This window comes from Aquimarina celericrescens (assembly GCF_042682765.1).
Taxonomy (GTDB): Bacteria; Bacteroidota; Bacteroidia; order Flavobacteriales; family Flavobacteriaceae; genus Aquimarina; species Aquimarina celericrescens.
Window position 1 is genome coordinate 1 of the sequence record NZ_JBHUHY010000007.1, and the last position, 12,165, is coordinate 12,165.

Genomic DNA, 12,165 nt, shown 5'->3' on the forward strand with positions numbered 1-12,165 from the left:
AGCATTGGTTGTATTGGTATCAATATCCGCTAATGCAATCGCCACCGTACTTCCATCGGAATCAGTGATAATTAAATTCGTTCCATCTTCAGTTAAGGAAGCATTAGTCGTATTGGTATCGATATCCGCTAATGCAATCGCCACCGTACTTCCATCAGAGTCTGTTAAGATTAAGTTGGTTCCGTCTTCAGTAAGACTTGCATTGGTTGTATTGGTATCTGTTTCTGCTGCGATATCTGCCAGTGCAATCGCCACCGTACTACCATCGGAATCAGTGATGATCAAGTTGGTTCCATCTTCAGTAAGACTTGCATTGGTTGTATTAGTATCTGTTTCTGCTGCGATATCTGCCAGTGCAATGGCTACAGTACTACCATCGGAATCGGTGATGATAAGGTTAGTTCCATCTTCAGTTAAGGAAGCATTGGTTGTGTTGGTGTCAATATCCGCTAGTGCAATCGCCACCGTACTACCATCAGAATCAGTGATAATTAAATTGGTTCCGTCTTCAGTTAAAGAAGCATTGGTCGTATTCGTATCAATATCTGCCAGTGCAATCGCCACCGTACTTCCATCGGAATCAGTAATGATCAAATTCGTTCCATCTTCAGTTAAAGAAGCATTCGTAGTATTCGTATCGATATCTGCCAGTGCGATCGCTACAGTACTTCCATCAGAATCAGTAATGATCAAATTCGTTCCATCTTCAGTAAAAGAAGCATTGGTTGTATTGGTATCAATATCCGCTAATGCAATCGCCACCGTACTTCCATCAGAATCAGTGATGATCAAATTGGTTCCGTCTTCAGTTAAAGAAGCATTCGTAGTATTCGTATCAATATCTGCCAGTGCAATCGCCACCGTACTACCATCGGAATCAGTAATGATCAGGTTGGTTCCGTCTTCAGTTAAAGAAGCATTGGTTGTATTGGTATCAATATCCGCTAATGCAATCGTCACCGTACTTCCATCAGAATCAGTGATAATTAAATTCGTTCCATCTTCAGTTAAGGAAGCATTGGTCGTATTCGTATCGATATCTGCCAGTGCAATCGCCACCGTACTACCATCAGAGTCTGTTAAGATTAAGTTGGTTCCATCTTCAGTAAGACTTGCATTGGTTGTATTGGTATCAATATCCGCCAGTGCAATCGCCACCGTACTACCATCAGAGTCTGTTAAGATTAAGTTGGTTCCATCTTCAGTAAGACTTGCATTGGTTGTATTGGTATCAATATCCGCTAGTGCAATCGCCACCGTACTACCATCGGAATCAGTGATGATCAAATTCGTTCCGTCTTCAGTTAAGGAAGCATTGGTTGTATTGGTATCAATATCCGCTAATGCAATCGCCACCGTACTTCCATCAGAATCAGTGATGATCAAATTCGTTCCATCTTCGGTAAAGGAAGCATTGGTTGTATTGGTATCAATATCTGCCAGTGCAATCGCCACCGTACTACCATCGGAATCGGTAATGATCAAATTCGTTCCGTCTTCGGTAAAGGAAGCATTGGTAGTATTAGTATCAATATCTGCTAATGCGATAGCCACCGTGCTACCATCGGAATCGGTAATGATCAGGTTCGTTCCATCTTCGGTTAAGGAAGCATTGGTCGTGTTGGTATCGATATCCGCTAATGCGATGGCTACGGTACTTCCATCAGAATCAGTGATGATCAAATTCGTTCCGTCTTCGGTAAAAGAAGCATTGGTTGTGTTGGTATCAATATCCGCTAGTGCAATGGCTACAGTACTACCATCGGAATCAGTGATGATCAAATTCGTTCCGTCTTCAGTTAAAGAAGCATTGGTTGTATTGGTATCAATATCCGCTAATGCAATCGCCACCGTACTTCCATCGGAATCAGTAATGATCAGGTTGGTTCCGTCTTCGGTAAAGGAAGCATTGGTTGTATTGGTATCAATATCCGCTAATGCAATCGCTACCGTGCTACCATCGGAATCAGTAATGATCAGGTTCGTTCCATCTTCGGTAAAAGAAGCATTCGTAGTATTAGTATCAATATCTGCTAATGCAATCGCCACCGTACTTCCATCAGAATCAGTGATGATCAAATTGGTTCCGTCTTCGGTAAAGGAAGCGTTGGTTGTATTGGTATCAATATCCGCCAGTGCAATCGCCACCGTACTTCCATCGGAATCAGTGATGATCAAATTCGTTCCATCTTCAGTTAAGGAAGCATTGGTCGTATTCGTATCGATATCTGCCAGTGCAATCGCCACCGTACTTCCATCGGAATCAGTGATAATTAAATTCGTTCCATCTTCAGTTAAGGAAGCATTGGTTGTATTCGTATCGATATCTGCTAATGCAATCGCCACCGTACTTCCATCAGAATCAGTGATGATCAAATTCGTTCCATCTTCAGTTAAAGAAGCATTGGTCGTATTGGTATCAATATCCGCTAATGCAATCGCCACCGTACTTCCATCGGAATCAGTGATAATTAAATTCGTTCCATCTTCGGTAAAAGAAGCATTGGTTGTATTGGTATCGATATCCGCTAGTGCAATCGCCACCGTACTACCATCGGAATCAGTGATAATTAAATTTGTTCCGTCTTCAGTTAAAGAAGCATTGGTTGTATTGGTATCAATATCCGCTAATGCGATGGCTACGGTACTTCCATCGGAATCAGTAATGATCAAATTCGTTCCATCTTCAGTTAAGGAAGCATTCGTAGTATTGGTATCAATATCTGCCAGTGCAATCGCCACCGTACTACCATCAGAATCGGTGATAATCAAATTCGTTCCGTCTTCGGTAAAGCTTACATTATTAGTACCTGGCCTTGTAGCTAAAGCTTCGAGAGCTTCTTGTACAGTATTTTCGTTTACGGAATCTCCATTTAAGTCAAAAGATGGATTTAAAGTTACCTCACTTGCATTTTGATCATCGGTACCAACAAAGTTAATCGGTGTCCCATTACCGTTATCAAAAGTGAAAGTACCATTACCAAGATCGGTTAATTGGGCTTTATTAATGGTTACTGGAGTTCCTTCTTCATTAGTATAGGTAAAAGTACCATCATTATTATCTACAATAAAAGTAATCGTTTCCGTAAAACTTACAGAACATAAGGACTGCCATACGGAACCATCGTATTGAAATACACAACCTTGGTCAGTATTATAAACCATAGCTCCTGAGAGAGGAGTTATAAGATTCATTTGACTATTAGTCACTCTTGTTAAAACAAAAACCTTATCAGCACTTTCTAATTCAAGTAAAGATGAAGGGTCGATTGTATTTGGGGCGTCTCCTACTTTTACTTGTGAAAGTAACGTACTGGTATGCAATAAAAGTAGTAGAATTAGGGTAATTCTTACGTTCATAGTATTGGGTATTTCTTTACGATAAATAGGCTTTTAAATTATAATAATGACGATGACATTTATATATTTTAAAGTAGTTCTTTAAAATCGTTTTGCTAACAATATTAGTTATAACTACTTAAATAATTAAAAATTTATTAACAAAAATACATTTTTTTTCGGACTAACAGCAATTTTTATCGATAAAATACGTTTTAGCCTTTATATATATTACGGTAAAACCGTAAAATTAACAACTTGCTCGTTACTTTTTATATTTTTAATTTAAAATTTTATTTTTCTGATTAAATCTTATACATTTACCCCATAAAAGCGGGAGTAGCTCAGTTGGTAGAGCGTCAGCCTTCCAAGCTGAATGTCGCCGGTTCGAACCCGGTCTCCCGCTCTAAACCCTGTCATAAAATAACAAGGTTTTTGATTTCCTACTTTATATTCACGAATTTAGATTTATTGTTATGAGCATTATTGTATGATGTTAACTATTATACTTACGTAAAAGAATTTGATACGGTTTCCTATTTTTTTTGTAAATATATCCCAGGTAGAGAATAATTGGGATTAAACAGTGATAATGCATTTGGAACTAAGAGAGTTTGTGATATGTTCTTATATAAAGATTCGCTTATCTTAATTTATTATATTCACAACAAAATAGATGTTTTTGTTGGCTAAATATTTTGGTATTAATCATAAAGAAATTTTACAAAAAACAAATCCCCAAAAGATATTATTTTCTATTATACTGATTAGTATTAGTATAATTGTTTTTAGTCGGATTTTTATGGGTTCAGAGTTTTTAACCTAAAATGATAATTGGTATATATACAAAAATAAAAATGTAATTAATTTTTCGTGGGATTCAATTAAAAATGTGTATTTATCTCCCTTAGCTGGGCAATATTTTCCTTAAGGTGAAGTCTATAATTATTTATTATTTTACATATTTGGTAATCACGCCACAACATTCTGGATAGTAGCATTATTAGTTCATCTTCTCAATATTTTTTACTGTTCAATATTTTGAAAAGTATTTTCAAAGATAAATTATAGGTCAGTATGGTAACCTTTTTTTTGCTATTCACCCGATGCAAGTTAAAACAATTGGTTGGCTGTCATTTATATTTCGAAATGCAGTTTTTTATTTGCTATTTTTTCTTTTAATATAGTATCGATGTCACATAAGTATTTGATTGAATGTAGTTAAAGTAAACCCTCAGTATTTTATTGCGATTTAGAAATTACTGATGGAAAAAACAGATAGATCTTGTTGAATATTTTTTCTTAAAAGCAATCAAGTTAACTCCTGATGATGGTAAGAATTTCTATCTACGTTCCTTAACCAAAGTATAAATCAATCGATAGATTGTTGCAGTAATAGACATTGTTAAAGTAAAAGAAAAAGGATATAAAGTAAATACTAATTATTACAATGCACTGATTAGAGATGTTAGAAAAAGAAATAGATAATAACTTTTTATGAATAAGTTCCTTCATTTTCATTCAAACAGGACCTAATTTCTAAAGAGTTCTGATTAAAGACAATTCTTTTCTGGCACTAATATTTTATTATATTTACTGAAAAAACTACCACCTATGCACTTGAAAAATTTTTTGGTTAACTATGAAGAAGTTGTGCAAAACATTAGTTCACAAAAGATTATATTAAGTATTATAGTCGTTACCTTAATTGTTTTCAGTTCAGTTTTTACGGGTTCAGAATTTTTGTCGTATGATGACAATTGGTATATCTATGAAAATGAAAATGTGATCAATTTATCATGGCAATCAATAAAAAACATATTTACTACACTACAAGGGGGGCAATACTCTCCTTTAGGGGAGGTTTACCATGCTGTTATTTATTATTTCTTTGGTGAAAACGCAACGGCTTTCAAGATTTGTGCTTTATTAGTGCATCTTTTGAATATATTTCTGTTATTCAAAGTTTTTGGCAAACTTTTTCAAGATAAGTTATTTCTTGTAATTGTTGTCTTATTTTTTGCTATACACCCTATGCAGGTGGAAACTATTGGTTGGATATCCGTTATTTTTAGAAATGCGGTATTGTTAATGTTTTTAGGATATTTCTTCTATTTAAAATATTTAGAAAGTAATTTTGAAAAACATCGATTAATCCCAGTTTTTGTATGCTATATTCTGGCTTTGTTGACAAAGGAACAAGCTATTTTATTTCCTATTGGATTGTTTCTAATAAATTTAATAAAGTTTGATTCGATTTGGAACAAGAGATTTATAGTAGAAATGACTCTTTGCATTGTCATAATACTTATTTTCGGATTGATAACAGTAGAAATTACCAAAACAGGAGGTCCAAGTATCATTGATAGAAATGTTTCATTTTATCAAAAGATAGCACTTTTGTCAAAAACTTTTTTATTGTATTGCTATAACTTTTTATTTCCATTCGAATTATCATACTCTTACCCTTATCCAGATAATCAATCGAATATTTCTATTTTCAATGTGTTGTTAGCTTTTGGGCTTATACTTTTAGGATGTTTTATTTCTTTTAAAGATAAAATATTTAGGTTCGGGTTTTTGTGGAGCTTGGGATTTTTAAGTCTAGCCTTAGCTTTTGCATTTTTTCATTTAAGGGATTCACATATGGCAGATCGATACGCTTATGTTGCTATAATCGGTTTTTCTGTTATATTTTATCAATCCCTTTCTTATTTAAAGGAAAAGATAAGGATTGTGAATAAGTCTTGGTTTATTATTTTGTCTTTGTTTTTTATAGTTTCATTTTCGATAGTGTCATTTAACAGAGTTAATGTTTTTAGAAACAATAAAAACTTATGGAGTCAAGCTTTGGAAGTAAATCCTATGAATCCTTTTGCGTATAATAGTCTGGGTTATTACTATAGAAATCAAGGTAAGTTGGATACGGCAAAAATTCTGTACAAAAAATCTATAAAACTAAGCCCAAATTATTTTTTGGCCCATAATAATATTACGAAGTTGTATTATGAACAAAAACAATACGATAGTGCTTTCTATCACGTTTCTAGAGCAATTTCATTACACCCGGGTTACGAACATGCTTATGAAAATCGAGCTTACTTGTATTTTGTAACCAATCAGAAAGAGAAATATTTGAAAGATTTAAATAAGCTTTTAGAATTTTCTCCTGATAATGAGAGGTATTTGATTTCACGAGCCAAGTTTTATTTTAAAGAAAACAAATATCAAAAAGCATTAGAAGATGCTCTTAAAACTATAAATTCTAATCAAACTAATGATAGTTATATTTTTTATATAGTTGGGCACAGTTATTTAACGTTGAAAAATTATAGAGAGGCTGAAAAATACCTTTCCAAAGCTATTAGTATTGATGATAAAAAATCTAAATATTATTTTTCCAGATCTGTTGCAAGAGTAAGTATCAATAATTGGAAACTTGCTTTAAAAGATGCCTTGCAAGCTAAAAAACTTGGATATAAAGTAAATCAGGGATATCTAGCCATGTTGGCCAGAGAAGTCAAAAAAAGAAATAACTAAGATTCATTTTAATGAGTATTTCAAAACTGTCCATAGTAGTACCTTGTTTTAATGAAGAAAGTAACATTCAAGAGCTTTTTAAGGAGTTGATTGATGTAATTAATGTGTTAACTTTCTCTAGTGAAGTTATTTTTGTAGATGATGGTAGTAAGGATAATACATTTAGTGAAATAGAAAAAATATCGCTTGAAAATAAGTTTGTATCAGGAATATCGCTTTCTCGAAATTTCGGACATCAAATTGCACTGCTTGCAGGTTTAGAAAAATCAACTGGCGATGTGGTAATTACAATGGATGGAGACCTGCAGCATCCTCCAAATATAATTCCAGAGTTAATTAAAAAATACGAGGATGGATATGATATTGTAAATACCAGAAGAATTGATCCTGAGTCTATCTCATTTTTCAAAAAGAAAACATCAACATTATTTTATACAATTATCAATAAACTATCTGATATTAAAGTAGAACCATTTAGCGCTGATTTTAGATTGATGAGTAGAGAAACTGTAAACGCTTTTCTAAGTATAAAAGAGCATGATCGTTTTACCAGAGGACTTGTGAGTTGGATTGGATTTAATCAGGGCGTTGTTGAATATAAAGCGAATTCCAGATTTTCAGGAAAATCTTCGTATACCTTTAAAAAAATGATCAAACTGGCGATAAATGGGATCACAACCATGTCTTCGAAACCTTTAAGAATATCATTGTATTTAGGTTTGATTTTTTTTATTACCGGCATTATCTATGCAGCATTTATACTTTATAATTATTTCACCGGAGTTAACGTTGAAGGATGGACTTCTATACTTATAACAATTCTGGTCTTGGGGGGTATACAGTTATTGATTTTATCAATAATAGGCGAATATGTATCCCGAATATTTAATGAAACCAAATCAAGGCCTTTGTATTTAATAAAGAAAAAAACGGGTACCAATAATTAACCTTTCGTAAACATACTTAACGTAGCAAACGATAATTTTTTACCAATATAATTTCTAAAAAATAACGAATCTATTTTAAACACTAATTTGACTAAGCCTTTTCCTCCAATATTTAAAAATGGAAAAGCATCTGGGTTATAAAATAAAATGTATGAAAGTAATCCAGGATACATTTGATCTGCTAATGTGTATCCATTATTAAGAAATAAATCATTCAACTCTTTTAATCGAAAAGCTTTTTCAGTTTCTTCATCAAATAGTGTATTCTTATTATAGATACGCTCTCTAATTTTTCTGAAAATGATATTATTGTGTGTAGGCTCTAATACTATAAAAACTCCATTTGAAGCCAGATTGTTTTTTAAACGTTGTACTACTGTTTCACACATAGAAGGTACGTGATGCAGACCACCGATGATGATGATGATATCAAATTTTTTATCACTTTCGAAAGTTGAAATGTCTTGAACGTATACATTTAGGTCTTTATTCGCTGCCTTGACTTTTTCAATTAAGACTGAGCTATAATCAAATCCTTCATAAGATCCTAGAACACCTATGTTGCTTTCAAGAATTGATTTTCCTTCAGAATAGCCACACATGGGTTCTAATACAGAAAGATCCTTATTTTTTAATTGATCTTTATTTTTAAAGAAGAAACTCCACATTAATTCTTTCAGATACAAATGATTTGTAGATTTTCTTGCATTGTAATATTTTTCGGAGATATTTTCAAAATGTTCTCGCTGTTGTTCTATAAGATTACTCATGCAATTAATTTTATTAATAAAAAACCTTCAATTTCGGTTGTTAGTTTTGCAAGTTATTGAAAATAATGATTTAATCAGTTTTCTTATTGCGCAAGATATTTTTTAATATTTAGAAAATCGAAAACCCAGTAAGCGTAGTCAACCGCTCCAAAGCATACATTCCTAATTCAGAATTGCCTTTAGGGTTTAACGGGGGACTCCAAACCGTTACGGCATATTGCTCGGGGTGTATCGCTGCAATACCGCCGCCAACACCACTTTTTCCAGGTAAGCCTACTCTAAAGCTAAACTCGCCTGCTTCATCATAAAAACCACAAGTTTGCATCACGGCATTAATGCGTTTTGTTTTTTGAGAAGAAATAATTTGTTGTCCGTTAGATAGTTTTTTACCACCATTGGCATATATCATAAATGCCGTTGCTAGTTCTTTACATGACATTTCTATCGCACATTGGTAGATATAAAAATCTAAGACTTCTTCAATCTCATTTTTGATGTTACCAAACGATTTCATAAGATTTAACAAAGCTGCATTTCGAAAACTACATTCTTTTTCAGAATTAAAAACTTCTTGATTAATAGCTATACTAGTATTTCCGGTAATATCATGAATGAACTCCAAAAAACTCTTTTTGGGATTTTTTAGAGTCGAAATTAAAACATCCGAAATAACCAAAGCTCCCGCATTAATAAAAGGATTTCTGGGGATGCCATTTTCATATTCTAACTGTATTAAAGAATTGAAAGCGTTTCCTGAAGGTTCAACATCTACACGTTTAAAAAGCTCATCATTTAATAAAGACATTGCGAGTGTTAAACCAAATACCTTTGAGATACTTTGAATAGAAAATCGTTCATCATTATCCCCAAAGCTATAATGTCCAGAATTGATGCAATATAAATGCATTCCCAATTTTTTAGGAGATATTTTTGCCAATTCAGGAATATATGTAGCTACTTTACCCGCATAAGGTGTAGTGGCCAGGTCTGATTGAATTGTATTTAGTATCTGTTGATATTTCAAAATGAGATTTTAATGTAAGTTGGATAATGAGTTTCCCGAGTTCATTTCGTAGGGAGTCTTGTTTTGCTCAAAAATTCTAGCCGATAAACCGCCTTCTAAAACAATGTCTTCATTTATAATTCTTAACCAACTGCCTTCCCTTAGCCCGACCACTGGTTGGGGGTTCAGGTTATGGAATTCTTTGATTCTGGTTTCTCTGGTTTCACCTTTATGCTTAGAATTGGGATCTGGATCAAGGTAATGTGCATTGATGTTAAAAGGAAATACTCCCAATGTTCTAAAATTTGGTGGATAAACAATTGGCATATCATTGGTAGTTTGCATCGTGAGACCACAAATATTACTCCCGGCACTGGTTCCCAAATAAGGCGTTCCAGAAAGTATTTTTTCTTTTAATGGTTCTATAACTCCTTTACGATATAACTGATCTACCAGTAGAAATGTATTGCCACCTCCGGTATATATACCTTTAGCATTTTTCACGGCTTCAAGGGGATCTTCAAACATATGAATACCCATTATTCTTTTGTTTATCTTTTTAAAGATATTATTGACACCAATAGTATATTCATCATGTGAAATTCCGCCAGGACGGGCATAAGGAATAAAAAGAATTTCATTAATCCCTTCAAACAACTCATTTAGAGCTTCTTGTAAATATTCCAAAGGACCACTTCCATGAAGGGTCGAAGTACTGGCTATAATACAGTTTCTCATTAATTTTTTTTATAAAGGTAGTTTAACGTTTTCTTATATCTCAAATCTTTACGGAAAATAAAAAAATATGGTATCTTCAAAAAATAAATTAATAATATTTGATATGAAAATATGGCTTTCTACCCTTTTAATCTGCTGTACCCTTACTATTTCTAATGCACAAATTACGTCTAGAGTTATGATTGATGGAAAAGTGAGTGCACCCATTGGAGATGATGTCGAAGGAGTTGTCGTTTATAATCGAAGTACGGACAAAGGAACAATTACCAACAAGGATGGGATGTTTAGATTGAGCGTTGGAATTAATGACAGGATTGAAGTCGTGGCTATGCAATACCAACATTTTATCATTTTGGTAGACAAAGGAATAGTAGATAGCAAAAAACTAAATATCTTTCTCAACGAATCTGTTAATCAACTTGAAGAAGTAGTAGTGACACCCTATGACCTAAATGGTAATGTTACTGTTGATGTAAAAAAAATTGGCTATAGTGAGAGTGGTATAGGAGAAGTTTCTAAGCAGACTTCAGTTCGGGTTAATGATACAGATTATGATTTTAGACCAGATGAGTTATCTACAGTAGAGAATACGGTGTTCCTAGAGGATAGAATGATCAATGGATTAAATTTTGTCAATCTCTTTAAATTAGTTTTTAAAGATAAAGAGGAAGCCAAAAAGAAAAATCATGCGTCCGATATCGATGTAAGAATGCGTAAAATGTATAATGATGATTTTTTTAAAAATTATTTAGCTTTAGAAATTCATCAAATAAACGACTTCATTTTTTTTGCAGAGGATAATGGATTGAACAATAAATATTTCGAATCAGGAAAAGAGTTAGACCTTCTTCAGTTTTTGGTCCTTCAAAGTAAACTATATAAGCAACAACAGTAGTTTGTAAAGCATATAATTGTAATATCATATAGGTTGTATCGTCTTTCTAAAAAGATCTTTAGACTATGTCGTCGTAGATGATCGTAGAAGAACCTTTATGAATAAACTACTATCTTTAGTTTTTTTAATTATTTCTATCCCTGCTCTTGGTCAATCTCAAATGTTAAGAGGAAGAATTCTAGGTGATTCGTTACAAGGTTATGCCATAAATATCGTAAATTATACTAAAGAGATAGGTACGACAAATGACGAAAAAGGTGTTTTTAAAATTCCAGCAGCTATAGGTGACTCCATTGTATTTTCGTCTGTTCAATACGAAACATCCTCGGTTGTTATTGATCAAAGTCATCTTGAAAATAAAAATGTTACGATTATTTTGAAGCCAATAGTTCAACAATTAGAAAAAGTAAGGATTAGCAACGTCGAACTTTCGGGATATTTGAATAAAGATACACACGCCATAGAAATACAACCTTTTGTAGATAATCAAATATTAGGACTTCCTTTTAGTGATAAGCCACAACCTACTTTGGCAGAAAGAAGATTATACACAGCAAAATCAGGTATTATTGAGAGACCAATTAATTATCTGAACGGAAAAATAAAGAAATTAAAGCGTATCAAAGAAATTGAAGACTTTAAAAGTATAGTGAACAAAGGAGAAATTATACTAAATACTTCTTTCTTTATCGACTCTATAGGAGTACCAGAAAATTTAATATCAGATTTTATGTACTACTGTGCAGAAGATGATTCTTTTGAAAGTTTGCTACATGAACAGCAAAGACTTCTTTTGCTTGAATTTTTTCAAATAAAATCGAAGTTATACAAACAACACAAAGAGTTGGATTAATAGCATCATAAATTCGAGATACCTTAACATTTAAGTTTGGCATAATTTTTTAATTCAAAAGTTTAAAATTAATTACATTT

The 12,165-nt window shown here is 33.0% G+C and carries 8 protein-coding genes and 1 tRNA gene; 5 read left to right on the forward strand and 4 right to left on the reverse strand.

Features of this window, described 5'->3' with window-relative positions; genetic code table 11:
• Positions 1 to 3,360, reverse strand: a 3,360-nt coding sequence (locus ACFSJT_RS09030; RefSeq protein ID WP_378319934.1) for a beta strand repeat-containing protein, incomplete at its 3' end; no start/stop codon positions are given.
• A 312-nt stretch (positions 3,361 to 3,672) separates the two neighbouring features.
• Here ACFSJT_RS09030 and ACFSJT_RS09035 point away from each other — a divergent pair.
• The 3 genes from ACFSJT_RS09035 to ACFSJT_RS09045 all read left to right on the forward strand — a co-directional run bounded on the left by ACFSJT_RS09035 (position 3,673) and on the right by ACFSJT_RS09045 (position 7,826).
• Positions 3,673 to 3,745, forward strand: a tRNA-Gly gene (locus tag ACFSJT_RS09035).
• 1,208 nt (positions 3,746 to 4,953) lie between these two features.
• Positions 4,954 to 6,879, forward strand: a complete 1,926-nt coding sequence (locus tag ACFSJT_RS09040) for a tetratricopeptide repeat protein (RefSeq protein WP_378319935.1) — start codon at positions 4,954 to 4,956, stop codon at positions 6,877 to 6,879.
• An 11-nt stretch (positions 6,880 to 6,890) separates the two neighbouring features.
• The gene (locus ACFSJT_RS09045) at positions 6,891 to 7,826 is read left to right on the forward strand and encodes a glycosyltransferase family 2 protein (protein ID WP_378319936.1); all 936 of its coding nucleotides are present in this window, start codon (positions 6,891 to 6,893) and stop codon (positions 7,824 to 7,826) included.
• Here ACFSJT_RS09045 and ACFSJT_RS09050 read toward each other — a convergent pair.
• The 3 genes from ACFSJT_RS09050 to pepE form a co-directional block, all read right to left on the reverse strand.
• Complete coding sequence (locus tag ACFSJT_RS09050) at positions 7,823 to 8,596, reverse strand: class I SAM-dependent methyltransferase (protein ID WP_378319937.1); 774 nt, start codon at positions 8,594 to 8,596, stop codon at positions 7,823 to 7,825. The two genes, ACFSJT_RS09045 and ACFSJT_RS09050, sit on opposite strands and share 4 nt — an antisense overlap.
• Positions 8,597 to 8,705: 109 nt before the next feature.
• Positions 8,706 to 9,620 carry a glutaminase gene (locus ACFSJT_RS09055; protein WP_378319938.1) on the reverse strand — a complete coding sequence of 305 codons (915 nt, stop codon included), beginning with the start codon at positions 9,618 to 9,620 and terminating at the stop codon, positions 8,706 to 8,708.
• Positions 9,621 to 9,629: 9 nt separating this feature from the next.
• On the reverse strand, positions 9,630 to 10,337 hold the full coding sequence (gene pepE / locus ACFSJT_RS09060; protein ID WP_378319939.1) for a dipeptidase PepE: 708 nt from the start codon (positions 10,335 to 10,337) through the stop codon (positions 9,630 to 9,632).
• A 103-nt stretch (positions 10,338 to 10,440) separates the two neighbouring features.
• On the opposite strand from pepE, the gene ACFSJT_RS09065 reads away from it, so the two are divergent.
• Positions 10,441 to 11,232, forward strand: coding sequence for a carboxypeptidase-like regulatory domain-containing protein (locus ACFSJT_RS09065; protein ID WP_378319940.1), 792 nt, complete (start codon positions 10,441 to 10,443; stop codon positions 11,230 to 11,232).
• Between the two features lie 97 nt (positions 11,233 to 11,329).
• Entirely contained in the window at positions 11,330 to 12,085 is a 756-nt protein-coding gene (locus ACFSJT_RS09070) for a peptidase associated/transthyretin-like domain-containing protein (protein ID WP_378319941.1), read from the forward strand.
• Positions 12,086 to 12,165 lie beyond the last annotated feature (80 nt).